The 24104-nt window shown below is 63.0% G+C and carries 24 protein-coding genes; 9 read left to right on the top strand and 15 right to left on the bottom strand.

Going from position 1 to position 24104, the window contains the following annotated elements:
• Positions 1-70: 70 nt before the first annotated feature.
• On the bottom strand, positions 71-484 hold the full coding sequence (locus ACRQEG_RS03000; protein WP_320758165.1) for a hypothetical protein: 414 nt from the start codon (positions 482-484) through the stop codon (positions 71-73).
• A gap of 309 nt (positions 485-793) precedes the next feature.
• Between ACRQEG_RS03000 and ACRQEG_RS02995 the strand changes: the two genes are divergently transcribed.
• Complete coding sequence (locus ACRQEG_RS02995) at positions 794-901, top strand: LPXTG cell wall anchor domain-containing protein (RefSeq protein ID WP_284901008.1); 108 nt, start codon at positions 794-796, stop codon at positions 899-901.
• Positions 902-1085: 184 nt separating this feature from the next.
• Here the strand turns inward: ACRQEG_RS02995 and ACRQEG_RS02990 are convergent, their stop codons facing one another.
• The 3 genes from ACRQEG_RS02990 to ACRQEG_RS02980 form a co-directional block, all read right to left on the bottom strand.
• On the bottom strand, positions 1086-1925 hold the full coding sequence (locus ACRQEG_RS02990) for a metal ABC transporter permease (RefSeq protein WP_284901051.1): 840 nt from the start codon (positions 1923-1925) through the stop codon (positions 1086-1088).
• Between the two features lie 23 nt (positions 1926-1948).
• A complete protein-coding gene (locus ACRQEG_RS02985) occupies positions 1949-2752 on the bottom strand; it encodes a metal ABC transporter ATP-binding protein (protein WP_320758164.1) in 804 nt (267 codons plus the stop codon).
• A 111-nt stretch (positions 2753-2863) separates the two neighbouring features.
• On the bottom strand, positions 2864-3841 hold the full coding sequence (locus tag ACRQEG_RS02980) for a metal ABC transporter substrate-binding protein (RefSeq protein ID WP_320758163.1): 978 nt from the start codon (positions 3839-3841) through the stop codon (positions 2864-2866).
• 272 nt (positions 3842-4113) lie between these two features.
• Between ACRQEG_RS02980 and ACRQEG_RS02975 the strand changes: the two genes are divergently transcribed.
• Entirely contained in the window at positions 4114-5154 is a 1041-nt protein-coding gene (locus ACRQEG_RS02975) for a hypothetical protein (RefSeq protein WP_320758162.1), read from the top strand.
• Here ACRQEG_RS02975 and ACRQEG_RS02970 read toward each other — a convergent pair.
• Positions 5134-5925, bottom strand: a complete 792-nt coding sequence (locus ACRQEG_RS02970) for a hypothetical protein (protein WP_320758161.1) — start codon at positions 5923-5925, stop codon at positions 5134-5136. The genes ACRQEG_RS02975 and ACRQEG_RS02970 overlap by 21 nt on opposite strands.
• Positions 5926-6082: 157 nt before the next feature.
• Between ACRQEG_RS02970 and ACRQEG_RS02965 the strand changes: the two genes are divergently transcribed.
• Positions 6083-6691: a hypothetical protein gene (locus tag ACRQEG_RS02965; RefSeq protein WP_320758160.1), complete on the top strand. Its 609-nt coding sequence runs from the start codon at positions 6083-6085 to the stop codon at positions 6689-6691.
• A complete protein-coding gene (locus ACRQEG_RS02960) occupies positions 6684-7145 on the top strand; it encodes a hypothetical protein (RefSeq protein ID WP_274734527.1) in 462 nt (153 codons plus the stop codon). The genes ACRQEG_RS02965 and ACRQEG_RS02960 overlap by 8 nt, the downstream gene beginning before the upstream one ends.
• 99 nt (positions 7146-7244) lie before the next feature.
• Here the strand turns inward: ACRQEG_RS02960 and ACRQEG_RS02955 are convergent, their stop codons facing one another.
• From ACRQEG_RS02955 to ACRQEG_RS02945, 3 genes are all read right to left on the bottom strand, one after another.
• The gene (locus tag ACRQEG_RS02955; RefSeq protein WP_320758159.1) at positions 7245-9989 is read right to left on the bottom strand and encodes an ATP-dependent RNA helicase; all 2745 of its coding nucleotides are present in this window, start codon (positions 9987-9989) and stop codon (positions 7245-7247) included.
• A 99-nt stretch (positions 9990-10088) separates the two neighbouring features.
• A complete protein-coding gene (locus ACRQEG_RS02950; RefSeq protein ID WP_016441990.1) occupies positions 10089-10817 on the bottom strand; it encodes a response regulator transcription factor in 729 nt (242 codons plus the stop codon).
• Positions 10795-11859, bottom strand: coding sequence for a sensor histidine kinase (locus ACRQEG_RS02945; RefSeq protein ID WP_320758158.1), 1065 nt, complete (start codon positions 11857-11859; stop codon positions 10795-10797). The genes ACRQEG_RS02950 and ACRQEG_RS02945 overlap by 23 nt, the downstream gene beginning before the upstream one ends.
• 124 nt (positions 11860-11983) lie before the next feature.
• Here ACRQEG_RS02945 and ACRQEG_RS02940 point away from each other — a divergent pair, with 124 nt between their 5' ends.
• The 3 genes from ACRQEG_RS02940 to ACRQEG_RS02930 all read left to right on the top strand — a co-directional run bounded on the left by ACRQEG_RS02940 (position 11984) and on the right by ACRQEG_RS02930 (position 14872).
• The gene (locus ACRQEG_RS02940) at positions 11984-12706 is read left to right on the top strand and encodes an ABC transporter ATP-binding protein (protein ID WP_320758157.1); all 723 of its coding nucleotides are present in this window, start codon (positions 11984-11986) and stop codon (positions 12704-12706) included.
• Positions 12703-14094, top strand: coding sequence for an ABC transporter permease family protein (locus ACRQEG_RS02935; RefSeq protein ID WP_320758156.1), 1392 nt, complete (start codon positions 12703-12705; stop codon positions 14092-14094). The genes ACRQEG_RS02940 and ACRQEG_RS02935 overlap by 4 nt, the downstream gene beginning before the upstream one ends.
• Before the next feature lie 202 nt (positions 14095-14296).
• Positions 14297-14872: a flavodoxin gene (locus tag ACRQEG_RS02930; protein ID WP_196800221.1), complete on the top strand. Its 576-nt coding sequence runs from the start codon at positions 14297-14299 to the stop codon at positions 14870-14872.
• Here the strand turns inward: ACRQEG_RS02930 and ACRQEG_RS02925 are convergent.
• The 4 genes from ACRQEG_RS02925 to ACRQEG_RS02910 form a co-directional block, all read right to left on the bottom strand.
• Positions 14869-15540 carry a hypothetical protein gene (locus ACRQEG_RS02925; protein ID WP_320758155.1) on the bottom strand — a complete coding sequence of 224 codons (672 nt, stop codon included), beginning with the start codon at positions 15538-15540 and terminating at the stop codon, positions 14869-14871. The two genes, ACRQEG_RS02930 and ACRQEG_RS02925, sit on opposite strands and share 4 nt — an antisense overlap.
• Positions 15524-15754: a hypothetical protein gene (locus tag ACRQEG_RS02920; RefSeq protein ID WP_274732651.1), complete on the bottom strand. Its 231-nt coding sequence runs from the start codon at positions 15752-15754 to the stop codon at positions 15524-15526. Before ACRQEG_RS02920 ends, ACRQEG_RS02925 begins: the two co-directional genes overlap by 17 nt.
• A 171-nt stretch (positions 15755-15925) precedes the next feature.
• Complete coding sequence (locus tag ACRQEG_RS02915; RefSeq protein ID WP_320758154.1) at positions 15926-16918, bottom strand: diaminopimelate dehydrogenase; 993 nt, start codon at positions 16916-16918, stop codon at positions 15926-15928.
• Positions 16915-17550, bottom strand: a complete 636-nt coding sequence (locus ACRQEG_RS02910; protein WP_016441998.1) for a hypothetical protein — start codon at positions 17548-17550, stop codon at positions 16915-16917. The genes ACRQEG_RS02915 and ACRQEG_RS02910 overlap by 4 nt, the downstream gene beginning before the upstream one ends.
• Positions 17551-17849: 299 nt before the next feature.
• Between ACRQEG_RS02910 and ACRQEG_RS02905 the strand changes: the two genes are divergently transcribed.
• On the top strand, positions 17850-19334 hold the full coding sequence (locus ACRQEG_RS02905) for a DUF1846 domain-containing protein (RefSeq protein ID WP_039898180.1): 1485 nt from the start codon (positions 17850-17852) through the stop codon (positions 19332-19334).
• A gap of 36 nt (positions 19335-19370) precedes the next feature.
• Here the strand turns inward: ACRQEG_RS02905 and ACRQEG_RS02900 are convergent, their stop codons facing one another.
• Entirely contained in the window at positions 19371-20456 is a 1086-nt protein-coding gene (locus ACRQEG_RS02900; RefSeq protein ID WP_435733775.1) for an FHA domain-containing protein, read from the bottom strand.
• A gap of 96 nt (positions 20457-20552) precedes the next feature.
• Here ACRQEG_RS02900 and ACRQEG_RS02895 point away from each other — a divergent pair, with 96 nt between their 5' ends.
• On the top strand, positions 20553-22013 hold the full coding sequence (locus ACRQEG_RS02895) for a hypothetical protein (protein WP_320757443.1): 1461 nt from the start codon (positions 20553-20555) through the stop codon (positions 22011-22013).
• A gap of 9 nt (positions 22014-22022) precedes the next feature.
• Here ACRQEG_RS02895 and tgt read toward each other — a convergent pair whose 3' ends face one another.
• A complete protein-coding gene (gene tgt, locus ACRQEG_RS02890) occupies positions 22023-23258 on the bottom strand; it encodes a tRNA guanosine(34) transglycosylase Tgt (protein ID WP_284901054.1) in 1236 nt (411 codons plus the stop codon).
• Between the two features lie 107 nt (positions 23259-23365).
• Positions 23366-24085 (bottom strand): queuosine precursor transporter, encoded by a 720-nt coding sequence (locus tag ACRQEG_RS02885; RefSeq protein WP_284901040.1) that lies wholly within the window; start codon positions 24083-24085, stop codon positions 23366-23368.
• Positions 24086-24104: the final 19 nt, after the last annotated feature.

The raw sequence follows: 24104 nt of genomic DNA, 5'->3' as shown, positions 1-24104 counted from the left end.
AGCTCAATAAGGCTGACTTTTCGTTGCTATGGCAGGGCAAACCCCGGATATAAGACCCACCATTTGTCTATTAGCCCGGGTTGAAGCTGAAGACCCCCGGATCGGTCACATCAACTTCCCACGTCTGTGCCTTGCCCTCCACGGTCCAGCTAATAAGCGCGGTCGTAGCTTTGCGCTCCACATGGAAATCGATCACGCTCTCCCACGAGTACCGCCGGAAACGCTTGCCGTCCGCTCGCGAAATATGTGACAGCCCCGACACACCTTCCGGATTGATCACAATAAACTCGACATCGGTGACCACGAGCACCCGGATCACCGCCGCATCGATTGCATTCCACAGGCTTGAGACCAGGAGCTTGCTGATTCCATTCAGGAAGCTGCGATACTTGCGTGCCACGAGGTAGTTCGCGCCCGCCTCGATACCGTTCTCGCGAAGAAACGCGAGAATATCTTCTTCCGTCACGCCCCGAATAACACCCATGACCGTGCACCTTTCTCGCGAACACCGCGACGAATGAGGGGATCTCTTTCCCGCACCCTTGCGCGAAGTTTGTTACCTCAATGGTTTTAGATTACATAATTTTACGACGACGCACACCCGCCTCCCACACTCTTTCCGCACAGTACCGCCGATTAGCATCCTGCTTCTCCCGTGCAGCAGCCCCTGCCCACGGTCAGGCGCCTAGAGATGTGGCTGCCGCGAAGAAGGCCCCCTTGCCGGTGGTTTCAATCTGCACTGCCAGACCGCTTACGCCAATGGGCTGCGTCTCAGTGCTCCGGTTACAAGAGCATGATCTCGAAGAAGCTGACCGCCACCGGCGCGGAAAGCGCGTGGTTGTTGGCTGGTGCCATTGCTTTGCTGGGAACCGGGATGCTGGTGCGGCGCCGGCATAGCTAAGTAGCACCTAGCCAAGCACGGCGCATGGCTACAACACAGCGCAAGCTAAGCAGCGCATAGCCAGTACATCAAGCACTAGCAAAAACAGGTGTGGCCCAGGACCGCGAAGGTTCTGGGCCACACCTGTTTCTTGGCGCACCGATATTTTAGGGGAAGGCCACCGCCCGCTAGCTGCGCCGTCGTTCTATATGGAAACCGTGGCAGCGCGGGTGCGCGCGCCCTCGAGCTTGCCGCGCAAACCGTGCGGGGAAATCAACCAGACCACCAGGAACATGAGGCCCTGGGCCGTGACCACCGCGGCGCCGGAAGGAAGGTCGAGCCAGTAGGAAACGTACAGACCCACCAGCGCGCACACCGCCGCGAAAACCGGGGCGAATATGAGCATGACGCGGAAGCGATTGGTGACCAGGTAAGCCGTGGCTCCCGGCACGATCACCAGCGCAATAATGAGGATCGCGCCCACCGCCTGCATGGCTGTCACCACCGTGAGCGCCAGGCAGAAGAGCAAAATCGCGCCGAGCGTGCGGGCCCGGATGCCGATGGCTTGCAGATGGGTGGGGTCGAAAGCGTAGGCGGTGAGGTCGCGCCGCTTGAACAGCAGAATCGCGAGCGCGAGGGGTGCCAGGATGACCACCTGGATCATATCCGCGCGCGTGACACCCAGCAGGTCACCGAAGATGACGTGGTTGAGGTCCACATTGGAGGGGTTGAGTTTGATAAGGATCAACCCGACCGCGAAGAACAAAGTAAATACTGCTCCCATGGAGGCGTCTTCTTTGACTCGCGAGGTGGAGCGCAGCAGGAAAATCAGCGCCACCGCGATGAGCGCGGCAATGACCGCACCCAGGGAGAAGGGCATCCCGAGCACATAGGCGATAACCACGCCGGGCAGAATCGCGTGCGAGAGCGCGTCGCCCATGAGCGACCAGCCAATGAGCACCAGCCAACAGCTGATGACCGCGCACACTATCGCCGCGGTGAGGGTGACCGTAGCCCCGCGCACCATAAAGGGGTGCGTCCACATTTCAACGAAAAGTTCGTACCACACTAGCGATTCTCCTTTGCCTTGCGCAGGTGCGTGGCCGGGTCCGCGGCCGGGTCCGGTTCGTGGTGATCGGGGACGACGCCGAAAGCCTGCATGAGGTGCTCGGGCTTCATGGCTTCGGCCACCGGGCCGTGGAAAATAACACGGCGGTTGAGGAGGAGCACTTCGGAGCACAGTTGGGGCAGGCCGGCCAGGTCGTGGGTGGCGACCAGGATAGTTACCCCGGAAGCCGCCAGTTTCTGGAGCAGCGCAATAATCATGGTTTCCGACGGTTTATCCACCCCGGCGAAGGGCTCATCGAGGAGCATGAGCTGGGCGCCCTGGGCGATGGCGCGGGCAATAAATACGCGTTTGCGCTGCCCACCGGAAAGCGATCCGATCTGGCGCTCGGCGTAGGGGGTCATTTCTACCATGTCGAGGGCGTGGCGCACCGCCTCCCGATCTTCGGTGCGGGCGCGGCGGGTAGGGCCCATGAAGCCGTAGCGGCCCATGGTCACCACCTCGCGGACGCTCACCGGGAAAGCCCAGTCCACGCCTTCGTTTTGGGGAACGTAGCCGACCAGGCCGGCTTTGCGGGCCCGGGTGCCGCTCTGGCCGAGGATCGTAATATCCCCGCCGTGCCGCACCGATCCCATAATTGATTTCATGAGGGTGGATTTACCCGAGCCGTTTTGCCCCACGAGGGCGCAAATAACACCCGGGGTCAGCCCGAAGCTCACCGAGGTGAGGGCTTGCACCGAGCCGTAGCGCGCGTGAACACCGCTCACTTCCAGAGCGTATTTCGGAGATTCTATTGGTGTTGCCACCGTTCCTCCGCCTTTCTGCGATTGTGCGTAGGTGCGAGCTGCATATATTGCGAACATCGTTGCCGTGTTAGCAACGTTCACGTGAAAGCAGCGTTTATATGCGAGCGGCGTTTACTTGCCGGCTGGTTTCGTGGGTTCGCTCGCGGATTCGCCGGCCTTGCCGGTGAGCCCGCGGGTGATGAGATCGGCGTCGTACCGAAGCAAATCGAGGTAGGTGGGCACGGGACCGTCCGCCTCGGAAAGCGAGTCTACGTACAGTAAGCCGGCTACCGGAACACCGGTGTCTTCGGCAACGGACGCCATTTTGTCATCCACGGTGGATTCGCAGAACAGCGCCCGCACCCCGGAGGTGCGCACGAAATTCTCAAGGTCGGCCTTGGCCTTGGGGGTTTGCGCGCCTTCGGCGTTGACTGCCCACAGGTACTTTTCTTGCAGGCCGTGATCACGCGTGAGGTAGGAGAAAGCACCTTCGCAGCTCACCAGCGCGCGCTGGGATTCGGGAATGGTAGCCAGGGCTGCGTCCATATCGGTGGCGATGGCATCCAGTTGTTTCTTGTAATTTTCGCCGTTGGTGCGATAGGCCTGGGCGTGATCGGGATCTACCTTAGAAAAAGCAGCGACCATATTATCCACGTAGAGTTTGCCGTTCTTCGGACTCATCCATGCGTGCGGATTCGGTTTGCCCTGGTAATCACCTTCCGCGATGGCGACCGGCTCAATTCCATCGGAGAGGTTAACGCGTTCAGCAGTGGAATTCTCTACGAATTTCTCAAACCATCGCTCCAGGCCCAGGCCGTTGTAGAGGATGATATCGGCGCCTTCCGCGCGCTTAATATCACCGGGCGAAGGCTGATAATCATGGATTTCTTCCCCCGGATTGGTGATCGACGCGACCTCCATATGTTCGCCGGCGATATTCCGTGCCATATCTGCCAGTACCGTGAAGGTGGTGAGTACCTGCGGTTTCTCACTTCCTGCGTTTTTTTCTTGCGACGACGCAGTCCCGCAGGCCCCCACCACGGCAAGCATGCTCACCAGCAGCGCGGCCAGGCCGGCCCGTACCGCACCCCGTTTATATCCCATTCCCATCACCATCCCCTTTCTGGCTTATACTGGGCGTTGAGGTCCTGAGTGGATACATCCGTGAGGAGGCCCAGCGCTCGTAAGTAAGGGTACCCTTACTTTTTGGTGACGGGGCTTAATCCTACGCGAGTTTAGCCCCGCGCGCGAGGGCGTCACTCCACAGCTGGGACTTTCTCCCCGGTTATTCGCCACATTTTTACTTAATATGATGTCGCCCACCGCCCCGCCGAACGTGAACACCGCATTTTGCTGGCGTAGGCCCCGGGTAGACTTCCCCCATGGATGAGATGGACGCTATCGGACGGGAAATTGACACCATCGCCGCTTCCCTCGGCGATATTCCGGAAGCCGAACCCGGTGAACCTGGCTACATTATTAATACCTGGGAACGCGTGGTGACCGCATGCCGGGCGGGGATGCGACCGGTGGCATCCACGGAAGGGCTGCGCCTGGCCGTGGCGATCGGGCACAACCTAAAAACGGTGGAGCTTTCTCCTGCCCGCGATGGGGAGGGTCGTTCCTATCTCAATCTGCGCTGCGGGGTGGGCCGGGCGGATCTCATCGATGTGACCGGCTTGGCCGGCTGGGTTTTTGAGACCTTCTCTCTGGGGGATGTGCGTATTGTCGGAGAGGAGGTGGTCCTGCATCTGGCTTTGCGCATGGCCGGCTTGCCTTTCTCGCGGCTAACCAGCATGGTGAAGTTCCTCGTCGTCGCCGCTATTGACGCTACCGCGGTATTCGTGCGCGGTCTCGATAACGTTCCCCCCACAAAGGATGATCTTTTTGGGCCGGAAGCGGTGGCCGGCGCCGGGGATATTCTGGAGGATACGTTTTCCGCGCGCCCGGAAATGAATCCTTTTGTGGGTAATGCACCCGGGAATGCCGATCAGTTCACAGACCCGGCCGGGGTGGATGCCCGTTTCGATGAACTCCTGGGCACGGCCGGGGTGTATCGCTGGAATGGTTTAGTTTCCGCACTCGCTCCGTTGCTCGGGCAGCGCGATGCGGCTCAGGCCGAATACGGTTTTGGGGCCACGCTCCGCGTGGATGGCTCTGAGGTTCCGGTGGTGATGCTACGCAATACCCTGGTCAGCGGGGCGGATAGCGCGGCGGTGACGTTGCGCCTGGGAGATGCCACCGCGGAAGGAGTTCGGGAGGCGGCACACCAGGCCGCGGCTCTTCCACTCGGCGGGGTGGTGGTGCACGGCACCGATCTTTATTTCAGCCACGCTTTTGAGATCAGCGGGCAGCGGCCGGGGTGGATTGCCAGCCAAATTGAAGGTGCGGCGCGGTATTCGTTACTGCTCGGCCGCGGGTAGTTCCAGCACCGCTTCCCGGAGGCGTTCCCACAGGTCCGCTTCGGCGTCATAAGCTTCGGCAACGATAGATTCGGGGAAATAGGCGGTATCGCGTTCCAGACCCAGCAGGCAGGGATAAAAACCGCCGCGCTGGCGATAGGCGACCCAGGCTAGCGGCGCATGGGCCACCAGCCGGTCCCCGATAAGCACTCCGAGCCCGGAGGCGAGGGCCTGCCGGGAACGCTGGCCGCGCAATTCGGGCAGCAATGCGCAAATATCCCGTAAATTCCGGGGTAGTTCCCGGCCGCGCGGCACCAGTTTCTTCGCTTCTTCGCGTGCTTCGTGTAGATAATTCTCATCCCCGGGGGCGAGCCAACCGATGCTACCTTCCGGGTAATAATCGGGGTTATCACATTCGCGCAGGGCCGGCAGTAGCGAGGCCTCCCAGCCCAGGTAGCGCCCGGTGGTGGCGGCAGCGATGAGTTCAAGGTAGGAACGCGAATCGGCAATAACACCATTATCCACGGCGGTGGCGGACCATAGCGTGAGCATCCAGGCATCTTTGGAGCGCCCAAATTGGGAGAGTTGCGATTGTTGCACCCAGCCGTTGCGTTGCAGGCGGCTACGTGCAGCTACCGCTGCGCGGCGAGATGAGAAACGCAGGCGATTGATCCACATGCGCGGGGCGGTCAGGCGTGCCGCTTCGGCGACCATAGCAAGAAGGGCCCGATCCAGGGCGGAGGCATCCGCCTGGTTGTCACTCTCGGGGGCCAGATGTGCTCCATGCGCCATGGCTGCTGGTACCGTCCTTTGCTACTCGAGGGCCGCGGAAAAATCACGAGGACGCTCAGGGGGCCGCCCGCGGGAAAGCACGGACGGGGTGTTCTCTATTGTACGCGGCACGCCCGGCCTGTGCCGCATTTTTCTGCCAACGTGGAATACTGGTGAGGTGGTATCACAGTTCACAACATGGGAGGAAGCCGCCGCGGCTTTGCGTGCTAGTTATGAGGGTGCGCGGGCGGATGAAACTCCGGCTTTACGTTTTGTCACTCACGGGGTGCCGGTAACAGCCTGGCCCGGGCAGTCAACCCGGCGCGATAGCCGTACCGTCGTTCATCTTGCGGCACCTGTACTCACCGGCGCGGAAATGCGCAAGTACGACGGCGCCGCCGCATCCGCGGCGTCTGATGCCGTTGCCACTCCGCCAGGCACGCAAGCAGGCACTCAGCCTGGCGCCACGCCCGCAGCGCAACCTGGGGCGCAGTCCTATGCGCAATCTGACTCGGTGCTTTCCCGCAATGCGGCGGCGGTGCTCGAGCATTTTGGTATTGACCCGACCGGCCCGGATCTTATCGCAGTGTTGCGCGCGGCGGATACGCTGCCAATTGGCGGGATTCGCTTGCTGGGTGGTCGCACCCATATTCATTACGCGGTGGCGCTGCCAGCCCCGGCTGCGCAGCTGACTGCCTGCGCGGCATTGGTGGCGGCGCAGGCCCGGGCGTTGAGCGGTGCGGATGCGCTGTCGGAATCCGCCCAGGAAGGGGAGGCTGATGTCTAAGAAGTCTGGGCGCGACGAACGCGATGCCCGCGATGTGACGACAGCGGCGGGCCTGTATGAGGTACTTGTTGCTGATTATCATGCGCAGGCGCAGCCGGACGGGGTGCATTACCGTTTCGAGGTGGTGTGGCGTTCGGAGTCAGATAAGCAGGAGATGATCGCGAGTTACGCGAATGTTCCCGGGCTGGGGGATGTGCTCTACGTGGCGGCATCGCTGGTGGAGTCGCCGACGGAGGCCCGTACCCGCGATGTTTTGGAGCGGATCGGCGAGTTTTTGGATGGCGATGCGGTGATGTCCGGCGGGCACTTGCAGTTGCGGATTTGTTTGCCAATGGCGGGCCTCACGGTTGAGACGTTGCGGGCGCGTTTGCGTAATCTTGCCGGGGCCGCTACTTCTATTCGCCGGGAGTTTGCCGACGACGACGAAACCGGCACCCTGACCTTTGGCTACTGAGGCATAGTCCGGGACGGCCTGGGTGTACTTTAGCTGCTGGACTGCGCCTACCCGCCCGCGCCGAGCGGCACGCACCCGATTTAGCGGCGCGCACGCGATTTAGCGGCGCGGGCGGGCCCGCTTGGTGGGGCTGGCGGTAGCGCCATCTTCCGGCCAGGGGTGGCGCGGGTAGCGGCCACGCATTTCCGCCCGCACTTGGGCGTAGGGGCCGGCCCAGAAGCTTGCGAGGTCGTCGGTGATGGCAACGGGCCGGGCGGCCGGGGAGAGGAGTTCGAGGGTGACGGGGATGCGCCCGCCGGCCAGCTGCGGGGTACGGGCCCAGCCGAAGGCTTCTTGGACGCGCAGGCGTACGGTGGGCCGGGCTCCCGCATAGTGGATGGTGCGTTGTTCCCCGGTGGGGATAGTAATGCTGGCGGGGGCGAGTTCATCAAGGTGGGTGGCTTCCGGCCAGGGCAGTAGGCGTTCAATATTTCCGGCCCCCAGGTTTCCCCAGCTGCCGCCCCGGGCGAGGGCGGCGAGTTCAGGCCCGGCTAGTTCCTCGATGCGCTGGCGGAGTGCGGATTCTTCCATATCGGGCCAGGGTTCACCTAGGACGGTGTGAAGGAAGGCGAGGCGTTCGCGCAGGGCTTGGGCTCCGGCGGTGAATTCGAGCGGGAGGGTTCCGGAGCGGGCCGCGGCGCTCACCCACGCGGTGGCGGCTGCGCGCGGGAGGCGCTCCACATCCCGGCCGCTGAGTTCGATGGCTCCTAGGCGGGTGGTTTGCCGGGCGCGTAGGCGGCCTTTTCGGTAGCTGATTGCGGTGCCGGTGGCGATGAGGCCACGGCCGGCGTGGCGGGCGAGTTCTTCATCTGCGGGTACAGCGGCGCGGATGAGTGCATCCGCCCGGCCCTGGCTGGCGCTCACATCGGCTACCGCAAGCCAGGGTGATCCGAGGAGCGGGGAGCCTTGCGGGAGTATTGCCCCGCTGCCGTTAGCCAGGAGGTAGCGCCCTGAGGTGCTATCCACCGCGCGGGCCAGCAAATCCGGATAAGCCCAGGCGGTCACAAGGGCGAGGGCATCATCATTACGAGCAGCCCGGCTGGGTTTCCCGAAGCCGGATACGCCGGTTTTACCGGAACCTGCGGTATCGGTTTTCCCGCGACTGGGTGTGCCGCTGCCCGATTGCTCAATGCCACTCTGCCCGCTCTTACTCTGCCCACTGCCGGTTGCCGCCACCTCACCCAGGGCGCGGTGGGCGAGTTTCTCGAGGCGCTGGGCTTGCCGGGCCCAGGCCGGTGAGACGGCGGTGGGCCACCGTGCCAGATCGGCCCCGGGGAGCCGGGGCGATTCCGCGAGCGCGGCCACGATCTGGGCTGCTGTGCCCGCCCCTAACCGCGGGGTAGTTTCCAGCAGGCTGCGGCCTAGCCGGGTGCTGACCGGGAGCGGGGCGAGGGTGCGGGCCAGGTCAGTGACCTGCCAGGCCCGCTCAGCACCGGCCGCATCATCCCCGGCGCTATGTTCTGCCACCACGCAACCGAGCGCGCTGAGGGTGCGCATACCGGCCGCCACGCCCGGCTGCGGGGGCTGATCGAGGAGGGCGAGCCCGCGCCCTTCCGGGGCACCCCACACGGCAGCTTGCAGCAGAAAATCGGTGAGGTCAGCCGTGTAGATTTCCGGGGTGGAGCGTTCCGCGAGGCGGGCCCAGGTAGCTTCGCTCATGACCCGATAAACAGTTCCGGGGCCTAAACGCCCGGCGCGCCCGCCGCGTTGGATACCGGCGGCTTGGGATTCCAGCACCGTGACCAGCCCGCTGATGCCACTGGCGTAATCGGTGCGGGGTTCCCGGGAGAGCCCGCTATCCACCACGATCCGCACCCCGGGGACGGTGAGGGAGGATTCCGCGATAGCGGTGGTCACAATAATGCTGCGGGTTCCCGCGACTTCACGGAGTGCGGCATCCTGCTGAGCTCCGCTGAGGGAGCCGTGCAGGGGTGCCACCCGGGCGGGTAGATGGCCGAGCAAGCCCACCACGTACTCCACTTCCCGCACCCCGGGGAGGAAGACCAATATGTCACCGAGTTCCACTTCCCGGAAGGCCCGTTCCACCACCCGCGCCACGTGCGCCAGGAATTCCCGACGCACCCCGAGCGCGCCGTCCCGCGAAATTGTGCCGAGGGGTTCTTCCCCGCGCCCGGGTGGTGCGTAGCGCAGGGTAAGAGGATGTAACACGCCCGGAATATCCACGATCCGCGGGGATTCCCCAGGCGCCGCGGCCCCAGCTTCCAGCAACGCAGCGGTGCGCTGAGATTCCACGGTGGCGGACATGGCCACCAGCAAAAGATCGGGGCGGAAAGCCGCGCGGGCTTCCAGGGCAAGGGCCAGGGCCAGATCGGCATCGAGGTGCCGTTCGTGCACCTCGTCGAAAATAAGAGCGCCGATACCGCGCAATTCCGGGTCGCTTTGCAGGCGGCGCACCGCGATACCTGGGGTGATCATTTCGATGCGGGTTTCCCGGCTCACCTGGGAATCCCCGCGCACGCTATAGCCGGCGGTAGCGCCCACCGGTTCCCCGAAGAGTTCGGCCAAGCGCCGCGCCGCAGCCCGCGCTGCCACCCGGCGCGGCTGAATCACGAGGACTCGCCCGGGCCGAGTACCGCCCGCATCGGTTCCTCCACGCATGCCTTCCGCGAGCACGCCTTCCGCGAGCGCGCGGGCCACGAGCGGCGGAATGAGCGTGGTTTTCCCGGTTCCCGGCGGCGCACTCACCACCGCGAGCGGCAGCGCTGCGCGCACCTCATCGAGGTGGGCTGCTACCGGCAGCGCGGGCGGGGCAGCGAGCAGGCGAGCGCAGGGATCCGAGGTCATGCTCCCATTCTCCCACGGGCCTCCGACACAATTTTCACCCCGAACCGCGGCGCGGGCGAACGGCGCACCCCGCCCGCTGAGCGTAGGCGCACCACGCGCTTACCCCGCACGCGAGGTTTCCGTCAGATAGGCCAGCACCGCCCGCACCCGGCGATTTTCTTCCCCGGGTTGCATCCCCAGCTTGAGGAAAATATTCGCCACGTGTTTGGAGACGGTCGCCCCGGTGAGGTAGAGCTCGGCGGCAATCGCAGAATTGGCATAGCCCCGCGCCATGAGCTCCAGGATTTCACGTTCGCGGGAGGTAAGCTCCGTGAGAAGTGACGGCGTCGTCGCCATTAATTGGGCCGCAACATCCGGATCCACAACAACGCCACCCACCCCCACAATCTCCAGGGACCGCACGAAATCCGCCACCCGCGCCACGCGATCTTTGAGTAAATACCCCAGGCCTCCCGGCGCATCGTCCCCGCTTGCATCCGCGGTCGTAGTCGCGGGGGAACCGGAGGTACCGGCACCGGCTGCCGGGTGGAAGAGTTCGCGCGCGTAGGCCGGGGCGACGTATTGGGAGAGCACCATAATGCCCAGGGACGGGAATTCGCGGCGCAGCTCCACGGCGGCACGCAGGCCGTCGTCGCTCATGGTGGGTGGCATGCGCACATCGGTGATGACCAGGTCGGGGACCTCCCCGCGGGCGGTGGCCGCGCGCACCGTCTCGTTCAGTTCCGGTGCGGTGGCGGCGGTGGCCACAATCGTGTGCCCGCGCCGCTCCAGCAGCCCGCATAGCCCTTCGCGAAACAGTGCGGAATCATCCGCGACTACCAGACGCATCCGTCCCCTCCGTTCTCGGATTTTCGCTGAGCGCCGCCACCCCGGCCCCGCTCCCCCACTCCCCGCGATGCAGCAGCAGCGGGATGCGCGCGCGAATTTCTGTTGGCCCGCCCACCGGGCTGGAAATACGCAGACTACCGCCGAAAGTAGCGAGCCGCTCGCCGATCCCGCGCAGCCCGCTACCCGGAATCACGCCGCCCGGGCCGGTATCGGTGATGCTGAGGTGAAGGTCATCGTCGGCGATGAGCAGCACGGTCACGGTGGCGGCGGGCGCGTGTTTAGCAACGTTCGTTAGCGCTTCGGCCACCGTGAAGTATGCGGCGGCGATCACGCCTTCGGGGATCTCGGGTAGCGGGCTCGGCACCCGCAGGGTGGCGGGCACCGGCGCGGAAACCACCAGATCGTGTACCGCCGCTTCCAACCCCAGGTCAGAGAGCACTTTCGGATGAATACCGGCCACCGTGCGGCGTAGCGAGGTGAGGGCCAGTTCCGCGCGGTCCTGCGCGGACGCCATGCGTTCGCGCGCAGCCTGAAGATCCGCCGAGCTCACCGCGCCGCTCGCGTCACCTTCCAGCAGAAACGCCGCCTCACCCACATCCATTGAGGTTGCGACCAGGTACTGCTGGGCGCCGTCGTGCAGGTCGCGTTCGATGCGGCGCCGTTCAATTTCAAAAGCCGCGGCAATGGAGCGTTGCGCGTGCACAACGTCGCGGTGATCGGATGGTTCCACCATCCAGGTCGACGACGCTGGAGCCACGTCCGCGAGCGCCCGCCCGTTCCCGCGCCACACTATCCATGCCGCCCCGCCCAGGGCCAGCAGGCCGACCAGCCCGATGGTGATCGGAATCGGGCTGAATCCGCCGAGCAGAGAGAGTCCCGCCACCGCCACGAATATCAGGGCGATGGTGCCGAGGGCGCCCGCGAGCACCCCGCGCACCGTGGCGTGGCGTAGTTGCTGCGCCACCGCTCGGGTGTTATCCACGTGCATGGCGATGTCCACGCCCGTGGCGTGCTCACCGTGCTCGGTGCTCTGCGTTGTCATACCGCCATGGTAGCCGGCGCGGGCTCGCCCCCACGTGCGAATCCGGCAATGGTAGACCTAGCTCTACCATAAGTGTGGAGTACGATCCCTGCCGCCACCGGCCAATCGGAAGTTGACTAGAGCCATGGATACAACACAGAATTTCGCCCCGGATTTGGTGGCGAATAATCTCACGAAGAATTTTGGGAACGTGGCGGCACTGCGCCGGGTATCATTGCGGATTCCCGGCGGGCAGTCGGTGGCGATTATGGGCCCGTCCGGTTCGGGTAAGTCCACGCTGCTGCACTGCCTGGCGGGGATTATTGCGCCCACCACCGGCACGGTGCTGCTGGGCAACGAGCCGATTTCGGATATGTCCGATGGGCAGCGTTCGAAAATGCGCCTGGAGAATTTCGGTTTTGTGTTCCAGGATGGTCAGCTGGTTCCCGAACTGCCGGCCCGAGAAAATGTAGCGGTGCCGCTGCTGCTCCAAGGCAAGCCGCGGCGAGAGGCGCTGGCGGCAGCGGATATGTGGCTGGCGCGGCTCGGGGTGGAACCCGAACGCCACCGCCGCCCGGGAGAAATGTCCGGCGGGCAGCTCCAACGCGTAGCTATTGCGCGGGCCTTAGCGGGCCAACCTGCGGTGGTGTTTGCCGATGAACCGACCGGAGCCCTCGATCAGGCCACCGGCCACGAAGTTACCCAGATCCTCACCACCGCCGCGAAAATGAGCGGGTCCACCCTCATTATTGTGACCCATGACCCGAATGTGGCCGCCTGGTGCGAACGCCTCGTGGAAATTCGCGACGGCGTTATCCACGCCGATTCGACTAACTCCACCACCGCGAGCGGAGGCGAGCTGCAATGAAAATCCTCTCCTTCGCGCCCCGCCTCACCCTGGCCCGGTTGCGCGCCCGCACGGGTAATGCCTGGTTGGATATTCTCGCGGTCCTCAGCTTCACGCTGGCAGCCACCATGGCGCTGACCATCGCCGGCGGCATTTTCATGTTCTATAACTGGAATTTCCACCCGAGCCCGGCCATGGCCGCCCACCTCGACGCCCTGAGCGAGACCGTGGGTGCCGGCCTCACGGAAATGTATCTCGGCCTGGCGCTTTTTGCCGGGGCGCTCCTGGTTATCCCCATTTCTTCCCTAGCTTCCGGGGCCGCCCGGCTGGGCGCGCAGGATCGTTCCCAGCGCCTGGCCTCCCTGCGCCTCGTTGGTACTACCCGCACCCAAACAATTGCGATCTCGCTGTGCGAAACGGTGGTGCAATGGCTGCTGGGCACCGCTTTGGGCACGGTGCTCTACCTGGTGACCCTGCCGGGTTGGCGCGCGCTGAGTTTCCTCGGGCTGCCTATTAATCCGGCCCAGATGCTGCTGCCGGTTGCCTTTATGGCCGGGGTTATTGCGCTACTTTTCGTCGTCACGCTGGTATCGGCACTGGGCGGGCTGATGCGGGTGTCGATTTCACCCCTGGGGGTGGCGCGCCGCGAAACTCCGCGTGCGCTGCGGGCTTGGCGCCTCGCGGTGTTCGCCGTCGCCGGAATAATGTACGTGCTGGTGGCTAATGCTCGTGGTGGTTCCACCCCCATCGTGCAAATCGTGATGATGGCGGGCGTGCTGCTCGTCTTCCTTTTCGCACTCTCGGTCGCGGCTTCCTTTATTGTTCAGGTGCTGGCCTATCCGCTCGTGCGCTCGCGCCACGCGTCGCTCCTCATGGCGGCGCGGCGGATTCTCAACGACCCGCGTGCGGTCTGGCGCAGTGTTTCCACTCTCGCGCTGCTGTGTTTCATTGGTGGCTACACCTCCACACTTCCGGAACGGACCGGTTCAGATTCGGTGGCGATTCGCTTGGTGTCCGCAGATATTGGCACGGGCGTCATGGTGACTCTCGGTTTCGGTTTTGCGGTGGTGGCGCTGTCCAGTCTCACGAATCACGCCTCCCTCGTTTTTGAATCGGCGCAGCAGACGCAGTCCTTGCGTTTTCTCGGTTTCCCCACGGCGGTTTTCACGCGGATTCGGATCCTGCAAACCTTTATTCCCTTGGTAGTAACGACGGCACTGACCACCGCGCTCGGGGTGGGTATGTCTCTTATGACGAATTACTCGTGGGGTGCCCGCTTGGATACCGCTGCTTTCACGAAACTCGGGATCATTACGGTCCTTGGTTTGGCCATGTGCCTGGCGAGCATTCTGGTGGTTACGCCGCTGGAAACTCGGGTGGTGCTGGCGCGCGGACGCGCGAATGATTAGGGAAGTGGAGGATGAATGATGCGGGGCTGGTGGGTGCATGATGAGGTGCCGGCACCCGAATGATTGAGAACCAATTCAGGAATTAAGCGTGGACGCCCCGGGTATAAAGACCCGCTGGCAGCCCGGGCACGGTGGCAGAATGGGTGATGTTCAGGTCACAATTCTCAGTGCGGAGGGCTCACTTCGCGGGAAGGATATTCCGATGTCAGAAATTCGTGCGGCTCAGCAGGAAACGCCGGCGGATGCGCCCCGCCCGCGCTGCCTCGTAGCTTTCTTCTCGCGTGCCGGCCTGAATTTCTGGGACGGAGAGGTGCGCAATCTCGAAATCGGTAATACCAAAGTACTGGCCGAAAAAATCGCGGCGCGCCTGGGTGCGGATACTTTTGAGATTGTCCCGGTTCATCCCTATCCTGCAGATCCGAACGAGGCACATGCCCAGTGCACCCGTGAACTTGCGGACGGCATTTTCCCGGAGCTTACGGCCCCGGCTCCGGCTGCACGTGGGTACGACGTCGTGCTTGTCGGTTTCCCCGTCTGGTGCGAGCAGGTCCCCCCGGTGGTGCAGACCTACCTGAAATCTGCCGGGCTCACGGACCAGCTGGTGCTGCCGTTCACCACCTGGTCTGGCTCGCCGAAGGTGGAAATCGAATCGACGTTCACGAATCTGGCCCCGGAAGCAACCACCGGCGTGCCCTTCTCCGTGCGCGGTGAGAATATCCACGAGGCAGCCACGGATAGCGCACTGGAGGAATGGCTGGCCTCCGCGAATTTGATTTAGATCATTCCTAGCTCACGGAGAACGATGAGCGCCTGGTCCGGGTGGGTTCGCACAACTGCCCGGGCCTGTATTTTCTCCCATTCCGATTGTTTACTTTCCAGGACGCATTTCGTTTGAGGTTCGCACGAAACACCCAGTTCTGAAATAAGGAAGAGTAATACTTCTTCCAAACTGGGACGGAATCGTTTTCCACCGACCGGAAAATGGAGTTCCGATAGCGTGGGCGTCCGGGAAGAATCAATAACTCTTTTTCGGGCACGCCGTGAGGTAGCTCCACCCTCAAGCATGACATGCGTCCATGCGTCACGATGCGCATGAATTTGCAGATGGGCCAGCGGAATATCTTTCGAGCGCGGGTTACGGTTGTAATCCCAGCGCACAAGCGGCTCACTGGTGGTTTTATTGAGGTGCAGCGCGAAGCTGGACCGCTCAACGGTCAGGAATTTCTCGGGAGACTTCACGAAGAGTTCATACGTAATTCCGAGATAGAGCATTCGCTTGACGCACATGGGATCGCGAAGCTTAAGGTAACCGCGAAGAACACGACTATTCTTGCGGGGCGCACTCGCCTCTGCGATGTAAACAGCAAAAGATTCGTCGAACAGTCTCCCTGTAGCTGTTATATCCTGAGCGAAATCCTCAACTTCCTCATCAAGCGAGTCCGTCACGGTCTTCTTCCTCGAAATCATCGAGGAACAGCTCCTCGAACCACTGGAGGGTTTCAAACTCATCACGGAACTCAGCTTCGCGCCGGTTGAGCGTATATTCAGCCATCCGTTCTTCAAACTCTTCGCGCGAAATCCTCAGTTCGGACAGAATGGCATCCATGCGTGCGCGAATCTGCTCAAGACTTGTGTACTTGGGTCCATAGATGATTGACATAGCCACAGCCTAGCCGACGAACAGAACCCTGCCCAGACCAATTTTTCGGCAATTTTACGCGGGAATCATGCACCCGCGATGAGCTGATCCTACTCCGGGTGCTGAGCTTTTTCGCCCGGTGGAGATACCCCAAGGCATAGCAGGTAGCGAAGACAATCACCGCGAAACGCCCTACAGCAAATCCGCGCGCAGCTGCGCCGCGCTGGCCGGGTGGAGCAAAGCCGGCGGAACATCGAAGAGGGTAACCGCCCCGCGTTCCCCGCGGGCATGCATACGCGCCACCGCGCGGGCGCAGGCCACCAGTACCGAACCGGTGAATTCCGGATTGGAATCCAACGCGAGGTTGAAGTGCAGCGCGTGCGAGGTACCCGGCGAGGTAGTCCCATGGCGGATCACATCGCCACCGTGAGCCATGCCGGTGTGTTCGGCGGCAAACTCTTCGTCGGAGATAACGTGGACCTCAGTTTCGTACTCGGCGAAGTAGTTCGGCATCGTCACGATGGCCTGGCGCACCCCCTCCGGATCCGCACCGTTTTCCAACACCACGTAAACGATCCGGCGATGCTTATCACCCGCGCTGAGCTGGCCTTCCGTTTCTCCAGCCAAGGCCGCAGCCCGCACGTCCTCCTTGGGAACGGTGTACTGCACCGCGTTTTTCACACCCGGTACCCGCCGCACCGCATCCGAATGCCCCTGGGACAGGCCCGGTCCCCAGAAAGTTTCTGAGTGCCCAGCCGGCAAAACTGCCTCGGCCAGCAACCGCTGGAGCGAGAAGAGGCCCGGGTCCCAGCCTGCGGAAATGAGAGCGAGGGTGCCGGCCGTGCGGGCGGCGTCGTCGACCTGTTCGAAGTGCGCAGGAATCCGCGCGTGCGTATCAAAAGAATCCACCACGTTAAAACCGGAGGCAACCAACGGCGTTTGCGTATCGAGGTCCGATTTCGAGCCACCGCAATTGATAACGACGTCGATTTTGCCAGCCCAGCGGGCGCGCAGCTGCGGATCGGTGAGTTCGGCGGCGGGGAATGCCGGGCCGGAGGCGGTCATGACGCCTTCGCGGCGGGTGAAGACCCCCACCAGCTCCAGGTCGGAGGCGAGGCTGAGGGCCTGTTCCACCCCGCGGCCCAGGTTGCCGTAGCCGTTGATCGCGATGCGCGCGTGTGTCATGCGTGTGGTTCTTTCTCGAGTTCGTCATCTGTATGCCCGGCGGACATAGCAAGAATAGTGTGGCGGGCAATCCGGCACACATCCTCAAGCGACGCGCCGGTTTCCACCTGGCGAAATGCGTCGAAAATGAGGGCGCGGCTGAACGAGGCCCAAATATCGGGATGCGCGATGCCGGTATCTTTCCAGCACATTTTGAGGGCATCGGTGAAGAAACCGTGGGCTTTATCCACACCCATTTTGGTATGCGCCGTGGCTTTATCCGAAACTTTCCCGCGGGCTGAGCGCATGAGCCCCATGAGCCATTTATGTGATTCGCGCTGGCCGGACTGGCGGATGCAGGCCACCACCAGCTGCGCGAGGCGTTCACGCGGTTCGGCGTTCATATCGACCTGGCCCATCACCTGGGCGCGCCACTTGGGCACATTGCGTTCGAGCACCAGGAGCCGCAGGTCATCAACCGACCCGACATAGCGGTAAATGGAGTTGCGTGCGATACCCGCAGCCGCGGCCACCGCCCCGGCGGATAGTGTTTTGCCCGGCTCATCTTTGAGAATCTTTTCCGCGGCGTCCACGAGCCGAGCTGTCATAAGCTCTCGATGTTCGCGGACGGTTGGCGCAGAAATCTTTGGCATATCTCCTCCCAACGTCGCCCCCTATTGTTGCGGACTCAACCGATGAGCGCAACGGTTTAAACACACCCGGGTTTGCCCGTTCGCCGCGTTCGCGCACCCGCAGCCAGCCCAAACGCACCCCACACCCGCACACACGCCCGCACACACCCACCCGCTCGATGCGAAATCCGACGCGAGGCGCTACACTTTGTCGGTACTGCTGAGGTGACCGAGAGAGGCGAACCGGCGTGGCTGATAAAAACGCGCGTAGCTCCATCCCTACTACAGAAACCCCTTCCCCTTCCCCCCATATCCCCTCATTGCAGAGCATCGGATTTGATCGGGAAAAATACATTAAGCTCCAGTCCCAGAAAATTAGGGAACGCCGCGAAAAGATCGGCGGGAAACTCTATTTGGAGATGGGCGGGAAGCTCTTCGATGATTTCCACGCCTCGCGCGTGCTACCCGGATTCACCCCGGATAATAAGATCGCCATGCTGGCCGAATTGAAGGATGAGCTGGAAATCGTCGTTGCCGCAAACGCGCGCGATCTCAAGGCAAAACACCGCGCTGACCTGGGCATTTCTTATGAGGATGAGGTGCTGCGCCTCGTGGACGTATTCCGCGAAGCCGGTTTCATGGTCAATTCCGTGGTGCTCACCCAGTACGAGGAAGATAACCACGAAGCGCGCGACTTCCGCCGCCGTCTTATTAAATTGGGACTCAATGTGGCGCGCCATCGCCGCATCCCAGGTTACCCGTCCAATACCGCGCTCATTGTTTCGGAGGACGGTTTCGGGAAGAACGAATACGTGGAAACGCAGCGTGATCTCATTGTGGTGACGGCGCCGGGGCCGGGCTCAGGCAAGCTCGCAACCTGCCTCTCGCAGCTCTACCACGACCATCAGCATTCCATCACCTCGAATTACGCGAAGTTTGAGACGTTCCCCGTGTGGAATATTCCGCTGGATCATCCCGTCAATCTCGCTTACGAAGCGGCGACGGCCGATCTGGACGACGTCAATATGATCGACCCCTTCCATCTGGTCGCCTACGGCGTACAGACGATTAATTACAACCGCGATGTCGAGGTGTTCCCGCTGCTCAGCCTGCTGCTGCGCGAACTTTCCGGGGAAACACCGTACAAATCCCCCACGGACATGGGCGTCAATATGGTCGGATATTGTATTTCCGACGACGACGTTTGCCGCGAAGCCGCCCGCCAGGAAGTCATTCGCCGGTATTACCGCGCGCTTGTCGATGAGAAGCGCAGCGAATCCGAACCCGTATGCTCAGAACGCATCGCTCTTATTATGGCCAAGCTCGGGGTGACCGGCACCGACCGGCCGGTGGTACCCCCGGCGCTGCGCAAAGCCGAGGCCACGGGTGGGCCGGCCGCCGCGCTCCAGCTCCCGGATGGCACCATCGTGACCGGGAAAACCTCGGAACTGCTGGGCTGTTCCGCCGCGGTGCTGCTTAACGCGCTCAAGGTGCTGGCCGGTATTGACGATTCGGTGAAGCTGCTGGCTCCGGAAGCTATCACTCCGATCCAGACCCTTAAGACGGAGCACCTGGGCTCGCGTAATCCGCGCCTGCACACCGATGAGGTGCTTATTGCGCTCTCGGTTTCCGCCGCCTCCGATCCCACCGCGGCAGCGGCGCTGAGCAAGCTCAAGGATCTGCAGAATTGCGATGTTCATACCACCACAATTCTCGGCTCCGTAGACGATGGTATTTTCCGTTCCCTCGGCGTGAATGTCACGAGCGAACCGCACTACCAGCGCAAAACGCTGTACCGGAAGTAGCTAAGCAGGAGAGCTGGTCTACGTGGTGGGGCGGCGCTAGCTGCGGTAATGAACCGTGAAGCTGGCGCCGTCACCCATATCTACCAGGTCACCATCCCCCAGGCGGACCGCGTGACCCGGCTCAATGCGGCGCAGCGGGCCATCTCCGTGCCTGAGGTAGGTACCGTTATTGGAATGGCAGTCCCGTAGAAATGCGCCGCCTGCCTCCACCGCAACCTCGCAATGGGTGCGTGAAATTTCCTGACGCGGGGAGGGAACCGGGAGGAGCTGGGTGGCAGCCGGATCCCCGCCCGCAGACGAGGCATCGAGAAGCGGGCGGCGCCCCATAATAATATTTTTGAGAGCCGGGCTCACCCCGCCCAGCGTAACGTTTTCCCCGAAGGAGAAACGCAATTCAACCGCCGGGAGCGGGGCCGGTATACCGGAGGAAGGGTAGGGCTCGGTGCTCTGCACCGGGTAGGCTTCGGTGGCTGCGGCATAGCTAGGAACAGGGGCGCTCTCCGCCACCTGTGCCACCTGTCCCACCGGAGGGAGCGGGGGTGCAGGCGGTGCCGGAGGTACCGCAGCCGCCGCGCCATCAGCGGGCAGGGCCGCCGGGCGCCCAACCGTGGCCGCCGGACGCCCACCGAGGACAGGGCTGAGGCTGATACGAGCGCCTCCGGCGCGGGCCATGCCGTGTTCCAAGGGGAGGGCCGGGCCCGGTGCGGGAGCTGCGCCGTTGTTCCCGGGTGCCCCAGCGCCCCCGACTGCGCCGCCGTTCCCACCACGAGCAGCATTTTCCGCACCCGCAGCGCCAACGTTTCCCACGGTGACCGTGGTGTCCTGGGTAGTGGCGGCTTCCTGCCAGGTCAGGGCGTTACTGCCATCCGCTACCGCGCGGCCGGTGGCATCGCGGACGATGAGGCCGTGGGCGGCGACCCGCAGCAGCGGGCCGTCGGCATAGAACAACGCAAAATCCGCGCCCAGCGCGGACCACAGATGGGTGAGAAGAGTGGGGAAATCATGCCCGGCGCGCACTGTTTCCCATACCGCGGCCGGATCCGCGGGTAGCGCGGGCGTGAACACCGCCAGGCCGGGCACGCAGGCCAGCAGCCCATCACCGGGATAAGAATAGGACGGCATGGCTCCTCCTCGACCTGGTTCCATGAGTCACATCTCTGCTTGCAAGGATACCGCGCCCGGCAAGCGGCCTGCGCCACTTTCTGCCAGAATAGAGGTATGTCGCTCATGAATTGGGCCCTCGAGGTCGCCACCGCTCACCCTGAACTTGACGGCGCGCTGGTTAATTCCGACGGGCCCTGGCTGGATGTTCTGCTCCCGGACGGACGCACGTTCCGCTTCCGCCCCTTTGAGATGATCGATCCGGATGCTCCCGAAGAACGCCGGCGCGAACTTCTCAACCGCCTCATTACTATCGGCGTATCCGGGGCCACCACCCCGCAGGTTACCGAGGGCGCGGCCGGGTCCACCCAGCCGGGAGCGGCGTCGCCCCACAACGGAGCGGAAAGCAGCGCAAGCGCTACCGGAACCGGCGCGCCAACGGGAAGCAACGCGCCCGAAATGCCCGGTACGCCTCCGGGCCGCGGCCAGAAAAACCTGTCCTGGCGGGATATCTTCGCGCAATTCTTCGGGACCATGGATCCGAGCGACCCCGGCTTCCCGCACCACGATCCCGCACTCGCTGAGCTCTCGGACGAACAAGATGACACCGAGGGGCCGATTATGCCGATTGTGCGCGCCGCGGACTATTTCACGCGCGTCAACCGGCGCGAGGATGATTCCTTCATCTACCTGCCGCTCACGGATTTCGTGGGCGTGGGCCTGGCGCGCGATACTCCGGATAACATCATTCCGCTGTATTTCTCGGACCTGGATCTGATTCCGGGAACGGATGATGTGGGTCCGCTCTTCGGGCACGCTGTGGAATCGCTGCGCGGCCTGAACGCGCAATCGGGCTACGCGGCTCTGGAGCTGGCCGTCATGCTCTACGCGGGCGCGCGGGTGCTGGCCTTCACCGCACCAAATAACTACCAGAGTTCGTGGTTCGCGGATGTGGATCTTGTCCAGCAGGTGGCGTACTCCATCAGCAAGCAATATCACGGCTCGCTGCCGCTTTTTGTGCCGGCTTCACGGTCGCGGCTGTTCGTGGTGCTGGCTGATGATCCTGAGCTTCCCGCGCTCTTCAACCGTTTGCGCCAGGATTACGATATCGACGACGCGATCTACCCGCTCCCCCACACCGTGGCCGCGGACGGCTGGATGGAATGGATTCCTATGCCGGATCACCCGGCCTACGCGCCGCTGGCGAATCTGCGCTCCACCTTCCGCGGGCGCATGTACGATCACCAGCAGGAATTCCTCTCGCGCTGGCCCGAGGAGATGGGCCACGTGGCGCTCTACGAAGTGCATGACCTGGACGAAGGCGCGGTGAGCCTGACGCAGTGGCGCCGCTCGGATCACTACGGATCCATCCCGGCGGTGGCAGATTTCATTAATTACCTTGACGACGCCGATCCCGAAGCCGCCAATATCACCATTCGCCTGGATGTGGCGCGCGATGTGTGGCCCGAGGGCTTCAAGCCGCTCGAGAACGTGTGGCCGCCGCGCTACGAAGTGTCCGGATTCCCCGATCCGGAGACCTTCCGGGAGCTGAGCGAGGCGGCGCACCGCGCGTTTTAGGCGCGCCAGTTAGGCGCGCCCCCACTGGCCGCGGTAAAAACGCCCGAGCGTTTCTTCTTTGCAGGCCGCGTAATCCCCGGATTCGATGGCCGCGCGGATGGTGTCCACGAGGTGCACCGTGAAGTACTCATTGTGGATGGTGGCAAGCGTGGCCGCCAGCGCTTCTTTCGCCTTGAAAAGGTGATTGAGGTAGGCGCGTGAATAGTTCTGGCAGGTGTAGCACTCGCACTCGGGCACCAGCGGCCCGAAATCGGTGCGGAACTGGGCGCGGGTCACGTTGAAGCGACCGTCCGGGGAGTAAATCGCGGCATTGCGCGCCACCCGGGAAGGGTTGACGCAATCGAAAGTATCCGCGCCGGCTTCAATAGCGGCAAAGAAATCATCCGGTTCGGAAATCCCGAGGAGGTGGCGGGCTTTCGTTTCCGGGAGTTCCTCGCTCACCCACGCGCAGATGGTTCCGAGCTTCTCCTTTTCTAAGGCCCCGCCGATTCCGAAACCGTCAAATTCCTGCCCGTCCACGCACATGGAACCGAGGTCGCGGGCGGCTTTGCGGCGCAGGTCTTCGTATTGTGCGCCCTGGATCACGCCGAAAAGCTGCTGGTAGGGCTTGTCCGCGCGTTCGATGGTGAGGCGGCGGTGTTCGGCCAGGCAGCGCTCGGCCCAGCGGCGGGTGCGTTCCAGGCTTTTTTCCTGGTAGGCCCGGGAGTTGAGGAGGGTGGTGAGCTCGTCGAAAGCGAACATAATATCGGCACCGAGCCGGTGCTGAATCCCCATGGACACCTCCGGGGTGAAGCGGTGGCGTGAGCCGTTGAGGTGGGAACGGAACCATACGCCGTCGTCGTCCACATTCGCGAGGCGCTCTTTATCGCGCGCGAGTTCGGTATCCGCGCGCCCGGCATTTTTCCCGGCGTACTCGTTGGTGAGCACTTTCTTGAAGCCGGAGCCGAGCGAGAGCACCTGGAACCCGCCCGAATCCGTGTAGGTCGGCCCGTTCCAGTTCATGAAAGCGGCCAGCCCACCGGCGGCGTCCAGGATCTCCGGGCCGGGCTGCAGGTAGAGGTGGTAGGCGTTCGCGAGCACCGCCTGCGCGCCGATACCGCGCACCTGCTCCGGCGTGAGCGTTTTGACGGTGGCTTTCGTGCCGACGGGAATGAACGCCGGGGTGGCGATATCGCCATGCGGGGTGTGGATAACGCCGGTGCGCCCCAGCGGCCGCCCGGTGAGGTCCCCCACGCGCGCGTCCAGGCGCGTCCCGATCGTAAATCCTGTTGTCACGCTCTCACCTTTCTGTTGCGGTGCGGTTGTTGTGTGTGGCCTTTTTCGGTACGACGACGCCGCGACCGGCCCGCTGCCTATCGTAAGCCTTCGTGGCGTTTGACCACACCAACCACGGCGTAGGTCAGGGGGAGGAACGCCACTTCGATACCGACTTTATAAAGCCAGCCCACCAGGGAGAGGTTGACGATGGACCAGAATTCGACATTGCCGGCCGCGATATCCGCACCCCAGGCCACGAAGCAGAAAATAATCGTGTCCAGCAATTCGCCCACGATGGTGGAGGAAATGAGACGCACCCACAGGGCACGTTCCCCGAAGCGGCGCTTGATCCAGACCAGCACGTAGGAATTGGAGAGCTGCCCGAAGAGGAATCCGAAAACGGAGGCCGCTACGAAGCGCGGCACCACGCCGAGCACAGCTTCGAATGCTTCCTGATTGGCGTAATCCGGGGCGGGCGGGGCGATCTGCACCAGCCAGAAACAGCAGGAGGCCAGGATCTGCACCCCGAAAGCAAGGATGATGGTGCGGGAGGCGACTTTGAAACCGTAGACCTCGGAAAGAAGGTCACCGATGATGTAGGTGAGCGGGAAGAGCATCGCGCCGCCGTCGAAATACAGATCAAGACCGCCAATATTCAGGGTGATGAGCTTCGTGGCGCCGATATTGGAAATGAGGAGGAAGGAGACAAAGAAAACCGCCACGTACACGAAGAGGTGAGAGCGGGCGACATCCGCGAAGCGGGGAGTAGTTGGGTGCGTGCTGGCGCCGTGCGGCGCGGTGGACTGCGAGCTCATCGTGACCTTTCCATGCATA

The sequence above is a fragment of the Actinotignum stranguriae genome (assembly GCF_051265215.1).
Classification (GTDB): domain Bacteria; phylum Actinomycetota; class Actinomycetes; order Actinomycetales; family Actinomycetaceae; genus Actinotignum; species Actinotignum schaalii_C.
This window is presented reverse-complemented; position numbering and strand designations above follow the sequence as displayed.